This window comes from Sphingomonas sp. BL2, from assembly GCF_056680015.1.
In genome coordinates this window covers 3892429-3911559 of sequence record NZ_CM155261.1, presented here as the reverse complement: position 1 = coordinate 3911559, position 19131 = coordinate 3892429, and the positions used below count along the sequence as shown (strand labels likewise).

General features: G+C 65.9%; 21 protein-coding genes. 11 read left to right on the top strand and 10 right to left on the bottom strand.

Annotation, left to right across the window (positions count from 1 at the left end; genetic code table 11):
- Positions 1 to 46: 46 nt before the first annotated feature.
- The 7 genes from AC1ME3_RS17900 to AC1ME3_RS17870 form a co-directional block, all read right to left on the bottom strand.
- Positions 47 to 799, bottom strand: a complete 753-nt coding sequence (locus AC1ME3_RS17900) for a phosphoadenylyl-sulfate reductase (protein WP_133019108.1) — start codon at positions 797 to 799, stop codon at positions 47 to 49.
- The gene (locus AC1ME3_RS17895) at positions 792 to 1232 is read right to left on the bottom strand and encodes a DUF934 domain-containing protein (RefSeq protein ID WP_056050673.1); all 441 of its coding nucleotides are present in this window, start codon (positions 1230 to 1232) and stop codon (positions 792 to 794) included. Before AC1ME3_RS17895 ends, AC1ME3_RS17900 begins: the two co-directional genes overlap by 8 nt.
- Positions 1225 to 2856 carry a nitrite/sulfite reductase gene (locus AC1ME3_RS17890; protein WP_480954247.1) on the bottom strand — a complete coding sequence of 544 codons (1632 nt, stop codon included), beginning with the start codon at positions 2854 to 2856 and terminating at the stop codon, positions 1225 to 1227. Before AC1ME3_RS17890 ends, AC1ME3_RS17895 begins: the two co-directional genes overlap by 8 nt.
- A gap of 1 nt (position 2857) precedes the next feature.
- Entirely contained in the window at positions 2858 to 3154 is a 297-nt protein-coding gene (locus AC1ME3_RS17885) for a DUF2849 domain-containing protein (protein ID WP_480954246.1), read from the bottom strand.
- Positions 3151 to 3942, bottom strand: coding sequence for a uroporphyrinogen-III C-methyltransferase (gene cobA, locus AC1ME3_RS17880; RefSeq protein ID WP_480954245.1), 792 nt, complete (start codon positions 3940 to 3942; stop codon positions 3151 to 3153). The genes AC1ME3_RS17885 and cobA overlap by 4 nt, the downstream gene beginning before the upstream one ends.
- A 242-nt stretch (positions 3943 to 4184) precedes the next feature.
- A complete protein-coding gene (astD, locus tag AC1ME3_RS17875) occupies positions 4185 to 5597 on the bottom strand; it encodes a succinylglutamate-semialdehyde dehydrogenase (protein ID WP_480954244.1) in 1413 nt (470 codons plus the stop codon).
- Between the two features lie 36 nt (positions 5598 to 5633).
- Entirely contained in the window at positions 5634 to 6995 is a 1362-nt protein-coding gene (locus AC1ME3_RS17870; protein WP_480954243.1) for a protein adenylyltransferase SelO family protein, read from the bottom strand.
- Between the two features lie 37 nt (positions 6996 to 7032).
- Here AC1ME3_RS17870 and AC1ME3_RS17865 point away from each other — a divergent pair, with 37 nt between their 5' ends.
- From AC1ME3_RS17865 to AC1ME3_RS17835, 7 genes are all read left to right on the top strand, one after another.
- Positions 7033 to 7914: an alpha/beta fold hydrolase gene (locus tag AC1ME3_RS17865; protein ID WP_480954242.1), complete on the top strand. Its 882-nt coding sequence runs from the start codon at positions 7033 to 7035 to the stop codon at positions 7912 to 7914.
- 59 nt (positions 7915 to 7973) lie between these two features.
- The gene (locus AC1ME3_RS17860) at positions 7974 to 8732 is read left to right on the top strand and encodes an SDR family oxidoreductase (protein WP_480954241.1); all 759 of its coding nucleotides are present in this window, start codon (positions 7974 to 7976) and stop codon (positions 8730 to 8732) included.
- A 187-nt stretch (positions 8733 to 8919) separates the two neighbouring features.
- The gene (locus AC1ME3_RS17855; RefSeq protein WP_480954240.1) at positions 8920 to 10029 is read left to right on the top strand and encodes a glycoside hydrolase family 130 protein; all 1110 of its coding nucleotides are present in this window, start codon (positions 8920 to 8922) and stop codon (positions 10027 to 10029) included.
- A gap of 213 nt (positions 10030 to 10242) precedes the next feature.
- Positions 10243 to 11391 (top strand): glycosyltransferase, encoded by a 1149-nt coding sequence (locus tag AC1ME3_RS17850; RefSeq protein ID WP_480954239.1) that lies wholly within the window; start codon positions 10243 to 10245, stop codon positions 11389 to 11391.
- Between the two features lie 69 nt (positions 11392 to 11460).
- Positions 11461 to 12864, top strand: a complete 1404-nt coding sequence (locus AC1ME3_RS17845; protein WP_056063082.1) for an NAD(P)H-dependent flavin oxidoreductase — start codon at positions 11461 to 11463, stop codon at positions 12862 to 12864.
- A gap of 291 nt (positions 12865 to 13155) precedes the next feature.
- On the top strand, positions 13156 to 13794 hold the full coding sequence (locus AC1ME3_RS17840; RefSeq protein ID WP_480954238.1) for a LysE family translocator: 639 nt from the start codon (positions 13156 to 13158) through the stop codon (positions 13792 to 13794).
- Between the two features lie 167 nt (positions 13795 to 13961).
- A complete protein-coding gene (locus AC1ME3_RS17835) occupies positions 13962 to 14207 on the top strand; it encodes a hypothetical protein (protein ID WP_133019121.1) in 246 nt (81 codons plus the stop codon).
- Positions 14208 to 14353: 146 nt separating this feature from the next.
- Here AC1ME3_RS17835 and AC1ME3_RS17830 read toward each other — a convergent pair whose 3' ends face one another.
- Both AC1ME3_RS17830 and AC1ME3_RS17825 read right to left on the bottom strand, forming a co-directional pair.
- Positions 14354 to 14545, bottom strand: a complete 192-nt coding sequence (locus AC1ME3_RS17830) for a hypothetical protein (protein WP_093399163.1) — start codon at positions 14543 to 14545, stop codon at positions 14354 to 14356.
- Between the two features lie 90 nt (positions 14546 to 14635).
- A complete protein-coding gene (locus AC1ME3_RS17825) occupies positions 14636 to 15634 on the bottom strand; it encodes a 2-hydroxyacid dehydrogenase (protein ID WP_480954237.1) in 999 nt (332 codons plus the stop codon).
- 115 nt (positions 15635 to 15749) lie between these two features.
- Between AC1ME3_RS17825 and AC1ME3_RS17820 the strand changes: the two genes are divergently transcribed.
- A complete protein-coding gene (locus AC1ME3_RS17820; protein WP_480954236.1) occupies positions 15750 to 16250 on the top strand; it encodes an SH3 domain-containing protein in 501 nt (166 codons plus the stop codon).
- 89 nt (positions 16251 to 16339) lie between these two features.
- On the opposite strand, the gene AC1ME3_RS17815 is transcribed toward AC1ME3_RS17820, so the two are convergent.
- Positions 16340 to 17533, bottom strand: coding sequence for an acetyl-CoA C-acyltransferase (locus AC1ME3_RS17815; protein ID WP_480954235.1), 1194 nt, complete (start codon positions 17531 to 17533; stop codon positions 16340 to 16342).
- An 88-nt stretch (positions 17534 to 17621) separates the two neighbouring features.
- Between AC1ME3_RS17815 and AC1ME3_RS17810 the strand changes: the two genes are divergently transcribed.
- From AC1ME3_RS17810 to AC1ME3_RS17800, 3 genes are read left to right on the top strand one after another with little or no spacing between them, the layout of a single operon-like run.
- Positions 17622 to 17873 carry a hypothetical protein gene (locus tag AC1ME3_RS17810; RefSeq protein ID WP_426280438.1) on the top strand — a complete coding sequence of 84 codons (252 nt, stop codon included), beginning with the start codon at positions 17622 to 17624 and terminating at the stop codon, positions 17871 to 17873.
- Positions 17866 to 18621 (top strand): prepilin peptidase, encoded by a 756-nt coding sequence (locus tag AC1ME3_RS17805; RefSeq protein WP_480954234.1) that lies wholly within the window; start codon positions 17866 to 17868, stop codon positions 18619 to 18621. Before AC1ME3_RS17810 ends, AC1ME3_RS17805 begins: the two co-directional genes overlap by 8 nt.
- The gene (locus tag AC1ME3_RS17800) at positions 18618 to 19052 is read left to right on the top strand and encodes a hypothetical protein (RefSeq protein ID WP_480954233.1); all 435 of its coding nucleotides are present in this window, start codon (positions 18618 to 18620) and stop codon (positions 19050 to 19052) included. The genes AC1ME3_RS17805 and AC1ME3_RS17800 overlap by 4 nt, the downstream gene beginning before the upstream one ends.
- Positions 19053 to 19131: the final 79 nt, after the last annotated feature.

The window sequence follows — 19131 nt, the reverse complement described above, 5'->3', positions numbered from 1 at the left end:
CAAGTGGCTCCTCCCTCCCTCTCCCCGTAGGGGCGAGGGAATTGGATCAGATCATCGGGTCGTAATCGGTGGGGGCGTGGATGCCGCATTCGACCTTGTCGAAACTGCGCCAGCGGCCTGCGCGCGGGTCTTCGCCCGGGGCTACCTTGGTCGTGCACGGCGCGCAGCCGATAGACAGATACCCCTGAGCTTCCAACGGATGCCGCGGCAACTCATGCTCCGCGAAATACGCGTCGAGCTTGGCCTTGTCCCAATCCGCCAGCGGGTTGATCTTGAGGCGCCCCTCATCCTCCTCGAACCGCGGCAAGGCAGTGCGGGTCCCCGACTGAAACCCCTTCCGCCCCGAGATCCACGCATCGAACGGCGCCAACGCCCGTCGCAACGGCTCCACCTTGCGTAAATCGCAACACCCGTCCGGATCATACGACCAGCGCAAGCCCGTCTTGTCCTTGATCGCGAGCAACCGCGGATCCGGCCGGAACACACGCAGGTCCGTAAACCCCAGTCTCTCCGCCAGTTCGTCACGATACGCCAAGGTCTCGCCAAACATCTTCTGCGTATTTGTGAACACCACCGGCACGTCGACATCGACCTGCGCGACCATGTGCAGCAGCACCGCCGACTCCGCACCGAACGACGACACCGCCGCGATCCGCCCGCGCAACTCGCCGACCAGCAGCTCGAACAGCATCTCCTGCGCGGAAACGCCCTCGAACCGCTCCTGCATCGCCATCGCATCGGCGCGCGTGAACGCCGGCGTGACGTCGATCATGTCGAGTTGGCGCGCGGGCTCACCCATGGCGCAGCTTCCACACCGGCACCGCACCGTCCGCCGCCTTCTGGTACGGCGTATCGTAGCGCTCCAGGCTCGCACGCAGCACGTCGATATCGATCGGTGCCTGGGGTGCAAAGCTGTCGAACCCGCAGCGCCGCATCAGCGGGATCTGGTCGACCAGAACATCGCCCTGCGCGCGCAGTTCTCCGGTATAGCCCGCCTCGCGCAGGATCCGCGCGGACGAATAGCCTCGGCCATCGCGGTAACCGGGAAAGCTTACCTCGATCAGCGCAAGCTGGTCGATCTGCGGCAGGAGCGCGCGGGCATCGTCGCCTGCCTCCAGGCGAACAGCGGCCGCATTGCTCTGGCCGATGAACGAATCGAGCGTCACCGCGGGCTCGTCATGCGGCTCGTCGTCGCGGAAGCGGAGCAGCGTCTGGTCCGGATACTCAACCATAGATCGCCTCCTTGAACGTCTCGAAGCCAACGCGGCGGTAGGTGTCGAGGAAGCGCTCGCCGGGGTCGCGGACCTGGAGGTACCGGTCGGTGACACGCTCGATCGCGTCGACCACGCCGTCCTCCGAGAAGCCGGGCCCGGTGATCTTCGCGAGGCTCACGTCCTCCGCGCCCGAACCGCCGAGCGAGAGCTGGTAGTTCTCGGTGCCCTTCTTGTCGACGCCGAGGATGCCGATGTGGCCCGCGTGGTGGTGCCCGCAGGCGTTGATGCAGCCGCTGATCTTGAGCTTCAGTTCGCCGAGATCACGTTGGCGATCGAGACTGCCGAAGCGAGTCGCGATCTTCTGCGCGAGCGGGATCGAGCGCGCATTGGCGAGGCTGCAGTAATCGAGACCGGGGCAGGCGATGATGTCGCTGATCAGGTCGAGATTGGCTTCGGCGAGGCCGGCTGCGTTCAAAGCGGTCCAAAGGTTATGAAGGTTACGCCTATGAACGTGTGGCAGGACGATGTTCTGGGCGTGCGTGACGCGCAGTTCGTCGAAGCTGTAGCGCTCGGCTAGGTCGGCCATGACGTCGATCTGGTCGGCCGAGGCGTCTCCAGGAATGCCGCCGACCGGCTTCAAGCTGATCGTTACGATAGCGTAACCATCCTGCTTGTGGGGGCGGACGTTCTGGTCAAGCCAGACGGCGAAATCAGGATCGCTGCGATCGATGACCGTGCCAGCGTCCGTGTCGAACGCAGGCGCGCCGAAGTGGCTCGTGATGCGCTCCAACTCAGCCCGCGGGGGATCGAGCCCAAGCCCCTTCACCGCGGCGAACTCCTCCTCGACCTGCCGGCGATACTCGTCCGGCCCGATCTCGTGCAGCAGGATCTTGATCCGCGCCTTGTAGATATTATCGCGCCGGCCGTAGCGATTGTAGACGCGCAGGCACGCCTCGAGATAGCTCATCAGGTCGTCGGCGGGCACGAAATCGCGGATCTTGTGGCTGATCATCGGCGTGCGACCCATGCCGCCACCGACGTAGATCTTCGCGCCGAGTTCGCCGTCGCGCACCACCAGCCCGATGCCGATGTCGTGCAGCCGCATCGCCGCGCGATCCTCGTCCGCCGCGATCACGCAGATCTTGAACTTGCGCGGCAGGAACGTGAATTCCGGGTGGAACGTCGACCACTGCCGGATCAGCTCCGCCCAGGGGCGCGGATCGGCGACTTCGTCCGCAGCAGCCCCGGCGAACTGATCCGAACTGATGTTGCGGATGCAGTTGCCGCTGGTCTGGATGGCGTGCATCTCGACCGTCGCAAGCTCCTGGAGAATGTCCGGGGTCTGGTCGAGCTGGATCCAGTTGAACTGGATGTTCTGCCGCGTGGTGAAGTGGCCGTAGCCGCGATCGTACTTCCGCGCGATGTGCCCAAGCATCCGCATCTGGCGCCCGTCGAGCGTCCCGTACGGCACCGCGACGCGCAGCATGTAGGCGTGCAGCTGGAGGTACAGCCCGTTCATCAGCCGCAACGGCTTGAACTGGTCCTCGGTCAGCTCACCCGAAAGGCGGCGGCGGACCTGATCGCGAAACTCGTCGACGCGCTGGTCGACGATCGCCTGGTCGTATTCGTCGTATTTATACATGTCAGATTACCCAGCTGCCGGCGGTCGGGTCGGCGGGTTTGAGAGTCAGGTCGGGCCGCATCGTTGGGCCCAAAGCGCGGATTCGGTCCTTGATGTGGGCGGGGCGGGGGCCTTCGTCGGTCTGCGTCGCCTCGATCAGATACGGCACGTTGACGCGGCGCGCGCCTTCCTCCGCCTGGAGGATGGCTTCACCCGCGACGCCGACATCGGCCGCGTCCTCGATGTGGCGCGACCAGCCATTGCCGGTCCACCAGACGACATCGCCGGTGGGAAGGTCGTTTCCGGTCAACAGCTTCATGCGGCGGCGTCCTCTGCTACGCGAGCCCAGCGGGCGAGTTTGTCTTCGGCGTCCGACAGCTCGACGACTTCGCCGACGACGATGATCGCGGGGCTTTTCACCGCCTCGCGCGTGACCATCGCGCCGAGATCGGCAAGCAGCGTTCGGATCGCACGGCTGCCCTTGAGCGTGCCGCGTTCGAGCACGGCGACGGGCATGTCGGGCGCGACGCCGTCGGCCATCAGCTTGTCGGCAATGTCGGTTGCGGTAGCGATGCCCATGTAGATCACGAGCGTGCGGCCCTGGCCGGCGAGCCCCGACCAGTCCTGCTCGGTCAAACCCTTGCACTGGCCCGCGACGAAGCTGACCGCGCTCGAATGATCGCGGTGCGTCAACGGAAGCATCGCCTCGGCGGCACAACCCAGCGCGGCCGAGACGCCGGGGATGACTTCGACGGGCAGGCCGGCAGCACGGACCGCTTCGACTTCCTCGCCGCCGCGACCGAACACGAACGGGTCGCCACCCTTGAGCCGGATGACGATCGCGCCGGTCTTCACGTGCGCGATGATCAGCGCGTTGATCGCCTCCTGCGGCAGCGTGTGGCGCGCGCGCTGCTTGGCGACCGAAATGCGCTGTGCCGAAGCTGGCGCGATGTCGAGCACGCGCGGGTCGATCAGCCCGTCATGCACGACGACGTCGGCGGTCTTCAACGCCTCGACCGCGCGGACGGTGAGGAGACCGGGATCGCCCGGTCCTGCGCCTACAAGGATGACGCGCCCGCGGGCGGTGGGGTCTAGGAGGCTTGCCATGCGACCGGAGATGGGCGGATGGGCGCTGCGCTGCAACCGAATGATGCTTTGGCGGGAGGTAGGATTGCTTTTGCGCTAAGTAGATCAAGGTGGCTGTCGGCGAACCGGACGATCCTCACCCGCCAGGGGGAGGTGTCGCGCAGCGACGGAGGGGGAGGACACGGAACCAAAGTCGTCTCTTACCGCCCCCTCCGTTTGGCAAGGGCCAGCCACCTCCCCCTGGCGGGGGAGGATCGAAGGTCTCAGCCGTCGGCAAGTCCGATCCCAATCGACGCACGCGCGCTTTCGGATTCGCTGCTGACGACGGGGTAGGCGCAGTAATCGGCCGCATAATAGGCGCTCGGACGGTGGTTGCCCGACCAGCCGATGCCGCCGAACGGCGCTCCGCTCGAGGCACCGTTGGTAGGCTTGTTCCAGTTGACGATGCCGGCGCGGATGTTCGCCCAGAAGCGGTCGTACAGCGCGGGCGTCTGGCTGATGAGCGAGGCGGACAGGCCGTAGCGCGTGTTGTTCGCCTCGGCGATCGCGGCGTCGAAATCGTCGACGCGGACGACCTGCAGGATCGGCCCGAACAGCTCGATATCGGGGCGGTCGGCAATGTCGGTGACGTCGATCAGCGCGGGCTTCAGGAACGGCAAATCCTCGACCGGGCGTTCGAGATGGCGGATCGGGCGACCGCCACGCGTGAGCAGTTCGAGGAAGCTCGCGGTCAGTTGCTCGGCCGCTTCGTTGTCGATCACCGGGCCCATGAACGGGGCGGGGTTGGCATGCGGTTCGCCGACGATGATCCGTCCGACCATCTTGTCGAGCGTGGCGATCAGCGGGTCGTACAGCTTAGTGTCGACGATCAGCCGGCGCGCGGCGGTGCAACGCTGGCCGGCGGTGGTGAAGGCGGACTGGATGATCAGCACGGCGGCGGTGTGCAGGTCGGGCGCGTCCCAGACGACGATCGGATTGTTGCCGCCCATCTCGAGCGCGAGGATCTTCTCGGGCTTGTCGGCGAACGCGCGGTTGAGCGCTAGGCCAGTGCGCGCCGAGCCGGTGAACAGCAATCCGTCGATGTCAGGATGCGCGGCGAGTGCCTTGCCCTCGTTCGGGCCACCGATGACGAGACGGATACACTCGGCCGGCACCCCGGCGGCGCGGAAGCACTCGACCAGGAACGCGCCGACGGCGGGGGTCTTTTCGGATGGCTTGAAGACGACCGCGTTGCCGGCGATCAGCGCGGGGACGATGTGGCCGTTGGGCAGATGCGCGGGGAAGTTGTACGGCCCGAGCACGGCCAGCACGCCGTGCGGCTTGTGGCGGACGGCGATCCGCGATCCCATCGTCGCTTCGAGGCGGCGCTGCGCGGTGCGATCGGCATAGGCGCTGACTGAGATGTCGACCTTGGCGATGACCGTCTCGACCTCGCCGCGCGCTTCCCAGATCGGCTTGCCGGTTTCGCGCGCGATCAGGTCGGTGAACGCGTCGTTGCGCTGGCGGACGATGTTGGCGAAGCGCCGCATCGTCTCGATCCGGAAGGCGAGTGGTTTCGACGCCCAGCTCGACCAGCCGGCGCGCGCGCAGGCGACTTCGGCATCGACGTCGCCGATCGGGTGGCGCCAGAGGACCGCACCGGTGGCAGGTTCGTAGGAAATGATCTCGTCGGACATGGTGCCGCTCTTGCCCCAAATCGGGTTTGATTCCAATTAATCGGCTAGGGCCTGGCTCATGCCGCGGACCACGGCCATTTTTGCATTTAGTGCTGTCCAGTCGTCGTGCTCGGCGATCGGGGCCCAAATCGCTTCGACCTCGTCGATGAGCATGCTGCATGGCTCGCCCGACCAATAGGGGTGCGAGCGGTCTTTCCGGGGTTCGTACGATGCGAGTGCGGCGCGGACCTCGGTCCAGGGTTCGTCGTAGGTGCCGGGCAAATGCCCACCGAACGCGTCGAAGAAGAACCGGTCGATCCCGACGCCGGAGGTGCGGAGCGCGCGTTCGGTGGTCTGGACGAGGTCGCGGTCGGTGTCCGGATCGCGCGGGCGGACGCCGAGGCGCCAGAGGATCGCCTGCGTGACTTCGGGTTGGTAGCGCGGGCCGAACTGGTCGAGCGCGGCCACCAGCGGGTCGCTCTCGGCGATCTGGCGGAGCGCAACGGCGAGCTGCATCACGTCCCAGTGGATCGCCTCGGGCTGGCGACCGAACGCGTAGAGCCCTTGGTGGTCGAAATAGGCGGCTGTGAAGGCCGGGTCCCAGGTCGGGGCGAAGCGCCACGGGCCGTAGTCGAAGCTTTCGCCGGTGACGTTGATGTTGTCCGAGTTGAGCACGCCGTGGACGAAACCCGCCGCCATGTAGCGCGCCGCAAGGCGCGCGGTGCGACCGACGACGAGGTCGAGCAGGCGGACCGGATCGTCGCTGTCCTCGTCGTAGAGGTTGCGGAGCGTGTAGCCGACGAGTTTGCGCAATCCCGCTTCGTCGCGTTCGTAGGCGAGGCGCTGGAAGCTGCCGATACGGAAGTGGCTGTGGTTAAGGCGGACCAGCACCGCAGAGCGAGTTGGGCTGGGCTCGTCGCCGCGTTGGAGTTCCTCGCCGGTCTCGATCAGCGACAGCGTCCGCGAGGTCGGCACGTTCAGCGCTTCGAGCATCTCGGTCGCGAGAATCTCGCGCATCCCGCCCTTGAGCGTTAGGCGACCGTCGCCTGCACGGCTCCACGGCGTCTGGCCGGATCCCTTGGTGCCGAGGTCCATCAACCGGCCACGGTCATCCCGCATCTGCGCGAAGGTGAAGCCGCGACCGTCGCCGAGATCGGGGTTGTAGTTGCGGAACTGGTGGCCGTGATAGCGGAGCGCGAACGGCTGGGGCAGCGTGCCGGGGAGCGGCTCGAACCGGCCGAAATGTCGCGTCCATTCGTCGTCGGTGAGCGCGTCGAGACCGATCTGCGCTGCGGCGCGATCGTTGCGAAAGCGGGTTCGCGTCTCGGGGAAGTCCGCAGGCGCGACAGGATCGAAAAAGCCGTCGCCGAGGTCGAGGAGCTTTGCTTCGGGGCGATAGGCTTGCGGGGAGATAGGCATGCGGCGATATGGTGGCCGCTACCCGAAGGACGCAACCATGGCCGCTTACGAAAACCTCTATTGGTGGTCCAACGACGGGCTGAGACTCCACGCGAGGGACTATCCGGGCGGCGCGGAAGGCCAGCCACCGATCATTTGCATGGCGGGGCTGACGCGTAACGCGCGCGATTTCGATGCGCTTGCGGCGAGGCTGGCAGGGCGCTGGCGCCTGATCGCGGTGGACTTTCGCGGGCGCGGCGAGAGCGCGTATGCGAAGGACCCGATGTCGTATGTCCCGCTGACCTACGTGCAGGACGTCGAGGCGTTGCTGACCGACCAGGGTATCGACCGGTATATCGCGTTCGGCACGTCGCTCGGCGGGATCGTCACGATGCTGATGGCCGGGCCTTCACGGGGCCGGATGATGGCGGCGTTGCTCAACGACGTGGGGCCGGAGATCGACGCGCAGGGGTTGTCGCGGATCCGCGGCTATGTCGGCAAGGCGAGCGTCTTTCCGACCTGGATGCATGCAGCACGCTGCGTTTCGGAGAACAACGCAGACGTCTATCCCGACTGGCAGATCGAGGACTGGCTGGCGATGGCCAAGCGGCTGTACCGGCTCAACAGTTCGGGGCGGATCGTGCTTGACTATGATCTGAAGATCGCCGAACCGTTTCGCGTGCCTGGGAACGAGGCGGGGCCGGACATGTGGCAGGCACTGGCCTCTCTGCGGGACGTCCCGACGCTGATCGTCCGCGGTGGGCGCTCGGACTTGTTGTCTGCGGCAACGGCGGAGCGGATGGCCGCATCGCTCGATCAGGCCGAACTCGTGACGGTGCCGGGTGTCGGCCACGCGCCGACGCTAAGCGAGACGATGCTGCAGGATCCGATCGACCGGTTGCTGGCGCGCGCGCTTGAGGGGGCGGCGATCCGTGCCTAGGGACATCCGGCCAAGGCCGCGCGTTAGGCGTGGGCCTTACTGACAAGCCGGGAAACTTGATGACCGAACGCGCCGACCTCCACACGACTGCCCGCCCGCTCAAGGGTCGCCGCGCGATCATTACCGGAGGAACGACCGGGATTGGCCGGGCGATCGCGGTCATGCTCGCCGCGAACGGTGCCAAGGTCTATATCTGTGGGCGCGACGAACGGTATCTGCAGGACGCGCTCGCGCACATCCGCCAGGTCGGCGAGGGCGACGGGATGATCACCGAACTCGCCGATCCTGACAAGGTCCGCGCGTTCTTCGACGCGGGCGAAGCGTATCTCGGCGGCTTCGACATCACCGTCGTCAACGCCGCGGTCGCGGCCGGCGGCCTGACGCAGATGAGCGAGGACGAGCTTCGCTATGCGATCGCGGTCGATTTCACTGCATACCTGCTCAGCGCACATCACGCCGCGCATCGGATGAAGCCGATCAGCGACATCGTCATCATCGGCTCGCTGAGCGCGCATATCCTGGGACCAAGCTCGACGGTGTATGCCGGGGTGAAGTCCGGCATCGCCGGCTTCTCGGAGGCGTTGCGGCGCGAGCTGGGGCCGAAGGGGATCAAGGTCTCGCTGGTCGAGCCGGGCAAGGTCGGGTCGAACATGCAGTATCCGGACGTGCCGGACGAGAAGCAGCGCCAGATGATCGAAGCCGAGCAGATGCTGCGCGCGGAGGACATCGCGGTCGGGGTCGAGTTCGTCCTGACGCAGCCGACGCGGACCGTGATCCAGCAGATCGTGATCGTGCCTCGGGCGCTCGAGGGGGAATAGGCGCCAACTAGCCTCCCCAATTCCGTTCGTGCTGAGCGAAGTCGAAGCACCTTCGCTCGGGGCACACCCTTCGACTTCGCTCAGGGCGAACGGAAATAGGGGTGGCGAACTCAAATAGGGTTCGAACGGAATAAAGGGAGGGCAAAGGGGGGGGCGAATGAGAGACCAGTTACCTTAGGAGAATAGCATGTTCGACCAGCTCGTCTTCACTCCAGCCGACATCGACCTGTCGCGCTCGCCGCTGGCGGGGAAGGTCGGCGCGGAGACCTATGTGCTCGGCGCGTTCAACCCGGGAATGACGCGACTGGCGAACGGCAATCTGCTGCTGATGGTGCGCGTCGCCGAGGCGCTCAAGCAGCCGGTCAAGAACGGCAACGTCCACGCCATCCGCTGGCAGGACGGCGCATACCTGCTCGATGCGTGGCCATTGCAGATGGTCGATACCAAGGATCCGCGGAAGTTTCTGATCCCCGGCGGCGGGTGGAAGGTGATGGCGTTGACGTCGTTGTCTTGGTTGCTGCCGGTCGAACTGGATGCCGAGGGCCGCTCGGTGGTCGCGGTGCATTACGACAAGGCGATCGCGCCCCGCACGTCGTACCAATGCTATGGCGTCGAGGATGCGCGGATCTCGAAGGTCGGCAACCGCTATCTGATGACCACCTGTTCGGTAAGCCCCGAGCGGCATTCGACGACGCTGTATACGTCCGCCGATGCGCTCGACTGGCAGCTCGAGGGGATCGTGCTCGATCACCAGAACAAGGACATGCTGATCTTCGAAGGACTGGTCGACGGGCAATATTTTGCGCAGACACGGCCGCTCGGCGATCTGTATTTCGCCTATCCGCCGGGCAGCGAATGGCGCAGTGGGCCGTCGATCAACCTGTCGCGCTCGCCCGATGCCTTGCACTGGAAGCCGCACGACAAGCCCGGCATCCGGCCGCATTCGGCCACCGTCTCGACCGCACGGATGGGCGGTGGTGCCCCGCCGATTCTGACCGATCGCGGGTGGCTGACATTGTGGCACGGAGTGGAGCCATCGGGTGTCGTCGGCATCTACCGCACCTATTGGACGATACTCGACAAGGACGACCCGTCGATCACCGTGGCGACTGAGCACACCGCGTTGCTCGAACCCAACCCCGCGCTGACCGAGCCGCTGAAGGACAGCATGTACCTCGACAACGTCGTCTTTACGACGGGTATCGCCGACGCCGGCGACTTCTACGTGGTGGCGAGCGGCGAGGCTGATCTCGCATGTCGGATCACCCATATCTCGAAGGACGTTTTCACCGGCTGAGCGCTGGCCAAGAGAGAGGACGCTGCGCGCGGCCCACTCTCGAGAACTCGGATCAGCAGCAGCCGAATTTGTTGAGGTAGACGCCAATACTTAATCGAGTGGTCCGACGTATCTGCAATACTCTACTGGCGGTCATTTCGTTGGCGACGCTGGCGCACGGTAAGTCCGCACGCGCCCTTGAAAGCGCTCGCGAAAATCGGCATCGCGTCGGCCATGGCCGCTCCCGTCAACATCCTCCACCTCCACTCCTCGTTCGACCTAGGAGGGAAGGAGGCGCGCGCGGTTCGGCTGATGAATGCGTTCGGGGACCGCGCGAAGCATACCATCGTGTCGGGCGTGCCGGACGCCTTGAGCGCGCGGGACTCGATCGCGAAGGGGGTGCGCTACGAGATCGCGCAGAACCCGCCGCCGCTGACGGGCAAGCCTTCGGTCGCGCGCTACGAGGCGATCGCCCAGTACATGCGCCGGTTCGACTTGGTGCTTACCTATAACTGGGGCGCGATCGACGGGGCGATGGCGCGACGGGCGTTCGCCAAGGGCGCGCCGCCGCTGGTGCATCACGAGGATGGGTTCAACGCGGACGAAGCGGGCGGGCTCAAGATCGAGCGCAACATCTATCGGCGGCTGGCGCTGGGCGCTGCGCATGCGTTGGCGGTACCCTCCGAGGTGCTGGAAGGCATCGCGCTGAAGACCTGGAAACAGCCGCGCGAGCGGGTCCACCGGATCGTCAACGGGATCGGCACCGCCTATTACGCGCAGAAGCCCGAGCCGAAGGCGATCCCGGGATTTACCCCCAACGCCAAAGAAGTCGTGATCGGCGCGCTGGCGGGCCTTCGAGACGTTAAGGACCTGACTGCGCTGGTGCGTGCGGTCGGTGGCGTTTCCGGGCGGATTCGCCTCGTGATCGTCGGGGAGGGGCCGGAGCGCGCGAACATCGTGCAGGCCGCGGCGGCGATGGGGATGGCCGACAAGCTGGTGCTGCCCGGATTCCTCGATCGACCGTATCGCTATATCGGCCATTTCGATATGCTGGCGCTGTCGTCACGAAGCGAGCAATTTCCGATCTCGGTGGTCGAGGCGATGGCCGCCGGCCTGCCGATCGCGAGCTATCCGGTGGGCGATATCAGGCGGATGGTTTCGGCGGAGAATTTGTCGTTCGTGACCGAACTTCCCAGCGAAGTGCGGTTGCGCGATGCGTTGCAGGCACTGGTCTCCGATCCTGCCTTGCGGGCCTCGGTCGGCGCCGCGAACCAGGCCAAGGCGCGGGCTGAATACGATGAAGCGGTTATGATCGCTCGCTATCGTGCGTTGTACGAGGATGCGCTCGGCCGGGCCGGCGTACTAGGCGAACTACTAACCTAGGTCGTAATATTGCTCGCGCGTTGCGTCCTTGCGATATAGGGGGCCGTATTTTCCGGGAGAGGTGACGTCGTGTTCAAGGGCCTGAAGCCTATCGTCTATAACGGTCGGGAAGTCTGGCCTCTGGTTGAGGGCGGCAAGGGCGTCGCCGCGACCAACCACGCGTCGGCCGGCGCCTGGGCTGCGGCCGGGGGCATCGGTACCGTGTCGGCAGTGAACGCGGACAGCTACGATCCCGAGGGCAAGATCATCCCGCAGGTCTATGCGGCACTCACGCGGCGCGACCGGCACGAGGAACTTGTCCAGTACGCGATCGAGGGTGCGGTCCAGCAGGTCGAGCGCGCGTACGAGATCGCCGACGGCAAGGGCGCGATCAACATCAACGTGCTGTGGGAAATGGGCGGCGCGCAGCGGATCCTGCACGGCGTGCTCGAACGCACGCGCGGCAAGGTCGCCGGCGTCACCTGCGGCGCGGGCATGCCGTATAAGCTGTCCGAGATCACCGCGTCCTACGGCGTCAGCTACCTGCCGATCGTCAGCTCCGGCCGCGCCTTCCGCGCGCTGTGGAAGCGCGCCTATTCGAAGGCGGCCGAGTGGCTTGCTGCGGTGGTGTACGAGGATCCGTGGCTCGCAGGCGGGCATAACGGCTTGTCGAATGCCGAGGATCCGTTGAAGCCGCAGGACCCGTACCCGCGCGTGAAGGAACTCCGCGACGTTATGCGCGAAGGCGGCATCTCGGACGACGTGCCGATCGTCATGGCGGGCGGCGTCTGGTATCTGCGCGACTGGAACGACTGGATCGATAATCCCGAGCTTGGCACGATCGCGTTCCAGTTCGGCACGCGGCCCTTGCTGACGCGCGAGAGTCCGATCCCGCAGGGGTGGAAGGACGCGTTAACGCAGATCGAGGAAGGCGACGTGCTGCTGCACAAATTTTCGCCGACCGGTTTCTATTCGTCGGCGGTGCGCAATCCGTTCCTGCGCTCGTTGGAAGCGCGCTCGGAGCGGCAGATTGCGTTCTCGACGCAGGAGGCTGGCGATCACGTCTTCCAGCTCGACGTCGGCGTGAAGGGCAAGAACTTCTGGGTTACGCGCAACGACCTGCTGCGTGCGCGGCAGTGGTTCGGCGAGGGCTATACCGACGCGCTGAAGACGCCGGACAACACGCTGGTGTTCGTCAGCCCGACCGAGAAGGGCATGATCCGCAAGGACCAGGCCGACTGCATGGGCTGCCTGTCGCAATGCTCGTTCTCGAGCTGGGCGGATACCGAGACGAACTCGACCGGACGCCTCGCCGACCCGCGCAGCTTCTGCATCCAGAAGACGTTGCAGGACATCGCGCATGGCGGGGACATCGACCAGAACCTGATGTTCGCGGGTCATGCGGCGTATAACTTCAAGAAGGATCCGTTCTATTCGAACGGGTTCGTGCCGAGCGTCGGACAGCTGGTCGATCGGATCTTGACGGGGGATTGAGCCCTTTCCATCAGGCTGGGCCTCAGGGTCGCTCGACTTGTCCGGGCACCGTTCTGTCCAGCGGTGCACCTCCCCGGCGAAGGCCGGGGTCCAGGTGGAGAGGTCGCAGTAACGGAGCTCTGCGTGACATAACAGCGTCCCCCAACTGGACCCCGGCCTGCGCCGGGGGAGGTGCAGCAACTGCTGACAACGTCTCGATAGGCACTTTAAGTCTACCGAGGTCTTGAGCCGGAACTGCCGAGTTGCGGCGCTAGCTTGCGTTTTTCAGTAGCTGAGCGAGTAGGTACAACAATGACGCTACACGCCTGGTGGTTGTTCGTGGTCGCGGTGTTCCTATTATGCGGAACCCCTGGGCCGAACATGCTGCACGTCATGACGCGCAGCATCGCCTTCGGCGCGCGGCGCAGCGTCGCGGCGATGGCGGGGTGCCTGACCGCACTGGTGCTCGTGCTGGCGGCGTCGGCAGCAGGCGTGTCCGCGTTGCTCGCGGCGTGGCCGCGGGTGTTCGACGCGCTGCGTTATGCCGGCGTCGCGTATTTGATATTCCTGGGGATCAAGGCGTGGCGAGGGGCGGGGTCTCCGATCGACGTCGGCGACGATACGACGCCGGTGGCACTTCCCCCGACCGTATCGGCGCGACGTCTGTTTCGCGGCGGGTTCGTGATCGGCATCAGCAACCCAAAGTTGCTGCTGTTCGCCGCCGCTTTCCTCCCGCAGTTTGTCGACCGCGCGTCACCGCAGGCTCCGCAGTTCGCGATCCTCGTGGTGACTTTCGCGGTGGTCGAGAGCTTCTGGTACGGCATGTATGCAGCCGGTGGGCGGACGCTCGCGCGCTATCTGACGCGCCCGGCGTTGCGGCGCGCCTTCGACCGCGTGACGGGGGCGATCTTCGTCGGGTTTGGTCTCGCTTTGCTGCGGGTGCGAGCATAGCGAAAGCGTGCCGCGCCATTGCCGTTCGGGGCGATAGCGCGCATAGCTGAGGCATCGCGGCGCTTCGTACGGGCAGGCTGCGACTGAGAGATGCTTTGCGCTCCCGCTCCGAGCCGGGAATGCCGCATGACGATCTATTCTGCTATCGCACCTTCGGGGATCGCTTCGTGACGACCGGCACCGAAACGGTCGTGCCGATCTCGCGCGCGGTGAACGTCAGCGTCGAACAGCCTCAGGTGGTGGCGATGTGCAAGAAGCATGACGCGATCATCAGCGCGATCGAGACGCTGCCATCGGGCGGAACGCGCGTCGTGCTGATGAACAGCGCTGACGCCGCGAAGATCATCAAGGCGTTCGGGTCTAAGGTCCTGACCGGGAACGTCGCGCGGACGCACTGGATGCGTGCAGTCTGACCTGAACGCTAAATCCTCCCCTGCCAGGGGGAGGTGGCTGGCGCTCGCCAGTCGGAGGGGGAGGTAAGCGAAACTGTCGTTCCGTGTCCTCCCCCTCCGTCACCTTCGGTGACACCTCCCCCTGGCGGGGGAGGATCGTCCATCGATCAGTCGGCGACAGTGCCGACGACGGCGCCACCAGCGCCGCCAACGGCCGCGCCCTTCTCGACGCTACCACCGGTCGCGGCGGCAACGCCTGCGCCCCCAGCAGCACCGATGCCTGCGCCCTTGAGCGTTGAGCAGGCGCTCATCGACACGGCAGATGCGACCAGCAGGGCGGAAACGGCGAACTTCTTCATCTCGGATACTCCTGTTTTCCCGGGGGTATCCAACAAATGCTGCATCGCGGCATCGGTTCCGAAATATTGATGCAGATCGTATCGCGGAACTCAGATCCAGCCGTCGAGCACCTGATCCGGCGGGCGATGGCCATCCGCCCACATCCGGATATTCTGGATGACGCGCTCGCCCGATGCCATTCGCCCTTCGAGCGTCGCGGAGCCCATGTGCGGCAGCATCACGACGTTGGGCAGCGCGAGCAGCCGCGGATCGATCGCCGGCTCGTGCGCCCAGACGTCGAGACCTGCACCCGCGAGCTTGCCCGCCTCCAGCGCATCGACCAGCGCACCCTCGTCGACGATCCCGCCGCGCGCCGCATTGATCAGGTACACATGCGATCGCATCAGTGCGATCCGGCGGGCGTCGATCAGGTCGCGGCTGTCGGCATTCAAGGGCGTGTGGATCGTGACGATGTCGACCGCCCCGAGCATGTCGTCGAGCGACGCATGGAAAGTGGCCGCCAGTTGCGCCTCGCGAACCGCCGGCAGGCGGGTGCGATTGTGATAATGGATCGTCAGCCCGAACGCGCGCGCCCTCAGCGCGACAGCCTGGCCGATCCGCCCCATCCCGACGATCCCGAGCGCCTTGCCGCCGATCCGGTGGCCGAGCATCCCACCCGGGCTCCAGCCGTTCCACTGGCCCGAGCGCACCAGCTTCTCGCCTTCGGCCAGACGTCGCGGGACCGACAGGATCAGCGCCATCGTCATGTCCGCGGTGTCCTCGGTCAGCACGCCCGGCGTGTTGGTGACGATGATCCCGCGCGCGCGCGCCGCCTTCAGGTCGATATGGTTCACGCCGGCACCGTAGTTCGCGATCAGCTTCAGCCGGTCGCCCGCGCCGGCGATCAGCGCGGCGTCGATGTCGTCGGTCACGGTCGGCACGAACACGTCGCAGTCGGCCATCGCCGCGGCAAGCTGCTCGCGGTCGAGCTTGGTGTCGGCACGGTTGTTCTGCGTGTCGAACAGCGCCTCCATCCGGTCCATCAGCGTATCGGCCAGCTCGCGGGTGACGACGACCTTGGGGTTCGGACAGCGGCGTGTGTCGATCATGCGCCCGGCTTGGCGAAGGCGCTCGTGTCCGTCAACGTCCCGTCAATGTCGGGGCCGCAACTTCGGTTGAGGAAAGCGGTTCGTCGCGATAGGAGTTTGGTTCGCCAGTTAGGACATGACCATGCGCATTCTCGCCGCCGCGCTTTCCGTTTTCGTTGCCACCGCGCTGGTGCCCGACCCGGTGGCGGCTGCCGACGCGACGAAGAAGCGCGTGCCCTATTACGCGTCGATCTCGGCATCGCGCGCGCGGATGCGGACCGGGCCGGCACGGACCTATCCGGCAAGCTGGCTGTATCAGCGTCAGGATCTGCCGATCAAGGTGGTCGCGATCTTCAAGGAATGGCGCAAGGTCGCTGATCCGGATGGCACGGAAGGCTGGATGCAGGCGAACCTGCTCAGCGGCACGCGCACCGCGATCGTCCACGGCGCGGGGCCGGTGGAGATGCGCGATAAGCCCGTCTCGTCCGCCAAATTGCTGTGGCGTGCAGCGCCGGGCGTGGTCGGGCGGCTGAGCCAGTGCGGCAATGGCTGGTGTAGAATGGACGTGAAGGGGCAGGCGGGATTCGTGCAGGTCGGTGGTCTCTGGGGTGTTGAGGCCGGTGAGGCTCTGCCGTGAGTGTTTGAGGGGGCTTTGATGATGGCGTGATGTGGACACCGACCGACCCCCGGCCCCTCCCTTTCAGGGAGAGGGGGGAGGTCAGCGGATTAGTTCATCAATTCCACCGCCATCGCAGTCGCCTCGCCACCGCCGATGCATAGCGAGGCAAGGCCACGCTTTTGGCCCGTGGTTTCGAGCGCCGACAGCAACGTCGCGAGGATCCGAGCGCCGCTAGCCCCGATCGGATGGCCCAGCGCACAAGCCCCCCCGTGAATGTTCACCTTGTCATGCGGCAGGCCAAGGTCGCGCATCGCGATCATCGCGACGACGGCGAAGGCTTCGTTGACCTCGAACAGGTCGATGTCCGACGCCGACCAGCCGGCCTTCTCCATTGCCTTGCGCATCGCGAACACCGGCGCGGTCGTGAACAGCGCCGGCGCATGGGCATGCGCGGCATGCGCCACGATCCGCGCGATCGGCGTGATGCCGAGCCGTTCCGCAACGCTCGCCCGCGTCATCACCAGTGCGGCCGCACCGTCGGAGATCGACGAGGCGTTGGCGGCGGTGATCGTGCCCTCCTTCGAGAAGGCGGGTTTCAGCGTCGGGATCTTGGCGACGTCGCCCTTGGCCGGCTGCTCGTCGAGCGAGACCGTGGTCGTACCCTTGCGGCCGGCGATATCGACGGAGACGATCTCGCGGTCGAACGCGCCGGACTTCTGCGCGCGCTGCGCCCGGTGGAGCGATTCGATCGCGTAGTCGTCCATCTGCGCCCGCGTGAACTGATATTCGTGCGCGGTGTCCTCGGCGAAATTGCCCATCAGCTTGCCGGGTTCGTAGGCATCCTCGAGCCCGTCGAGATACATATGGTCGTACATCCGGTCATGGCCGATCCGCGCGCCGCCGCGGTGGCTCTTCGAGAGGTACGGCGCGTTGGTCATGCTCTCCATGCCACCCGCGACGAGCAGGTCGACCGAGCCCGCCGCCAGTGCATCCGCGGCAAGGATTGCCGCCTGCATCCCCGAACCGCACATCTTGTTGACCGTCGTCGCCTCGACGTGATCGCCGAGCCCGGCGTTGATCGCAGCCTGTCGCGCCGGCGCCTGGCCGAGCCCGGCGGGGAGCACGCAGCCCATGTATATCCGCTCGATCTCCGCGGCCGACACGCCCGAGCGCTCGACCGCACCGCGCACCGCATCAGCGCCCAGCTGCGTCGCGGTTGCGCCGGCAAGTGCGCCCTGGAACGAGCCCATCGGCGTGCGCGCGTAGGACAGGATGACGATGGGATCTCGATCGACGGCCACTTCACTCTCCATATATTCTTCTGCCCCCGTATCTGGGGTTGATGTGCGGCAATACAAAGCACTGCGGGATGCGCCTAGACCTCCCGTCATGGAAACACTCATCACGACGCTCAAATGGTGTGCAGCAGGGTCGGGGGTGATCGCCGCCTTCATGGTGTCGCTCGACTTCGGGCGACGCGTGACGGGGTGGGGGTTCGTGCTGTTCGTCGCCTCGTCGATCGCTTGGCTGAGCGGTGCGGCCTTGACCGGGGACTGGGCGCTGGGCACGCAGAACATCGTGTTGTTCGGGATCAACCTCCTCGGCGTGTATCGCTACCTGGTGCGGAAAACGGGTGTCTGAAGCTGCGTTCTGGGCGGTGCTGCTGGGCGTGCTCGGGGCGATCGTCGGCAGCTTCGTCGCGGCGCTGGTGACGCGTTGGCCCGACGGGCGATCGGTGATGCAGGGGCGTTCGGCCTGCGATGGCTGCGGGCGAACGCTCCGCTCGGTCGAGCTGGTACCGCTGCTGAGCGCGCTCGTCCTGCGCGGCCGGTGCAAAGGGTGCGCCGTCGCGATCAGTCCGGTGCATTGGCGGATCGAGCTGGCGGGGTTGGCAATAGGCTTGGCTGCGGGAATCGTCGCACCGGGACCGGTCGGCATCGCCGGCGCGGTGTTCGGATGGCTGTTGCTGGCATTGGCGAGTCTCGATCTCGTCGCGTTCTGGCTACCCGATCGACTGACGATCCTGCTCGCCGCGACCGGGCTCGTCGGCGCCGTACTCGATATCGACCCACCGCTCCCCGAGCGATTGATCGGCGGACTCGCCGGGTTCGGCACGCTGTGGCTCGTCGCGTTCGGCTACCGACATTTGCGTGGCCGCGACGGAATGGGCGGCGGCGATCCCAAGCTGTTCGGTGCGATCGGGCTGTGGCTCGGGTGGCAGATGTTGCCCGCCGTCCTGCTCATCGCGAGCATGATCGGGCTCGGCGTCGTGCTCGCCGCGCACCTCAAGGGACGGAGCATAGCGGCGGATACCGCGCTTCCATTCGGCGCGTTGCTGGCGATCGCGGCTTATCCCGCGTGGCTGTTCATGATAGGCGTGACGCCATGATATCGCTCGCTCTTATGCTCGCGCTGCAAGCCGCGACGCCTGCGCCAGCTGCCAATCCAGGTCCGAGCCCCCTCGGCGCGATCGGCCAGCAGAAGCTCCCCGCCAAGGGATGCGCCGCGTATCTATGGAGCATGGACGCTGGCCGGCAACTCGTCGCGATGGCGACCGCCGACCCCGCGCAGATCCGTCTCGCGATCGATGGCAAGACGACCGACTTCGCGATGACGACCCAGTCGCCCGCGATCGGCTTCGGCTTCGGCGGCGTCACGCAATATCGCGGCGGCGACGTGACCGCGACGCTCGACATGGCCGTCGTGGTGCGCGCCGACATCTCGGCGGGCGCGACCGTGACGTCCGCGACGCTACGGATCGACCGCCCCGGCCGCGATACCGTAGTCATGCCGGTCGGTGGCCTAATCGGCTGTGTCTGAGGTTAATTTTTGTGAAACCAAGCCGTCCTATGTGCGTTACGTGGACGAAGATGGGGGTGAATCGAGCACGATCGCTGCC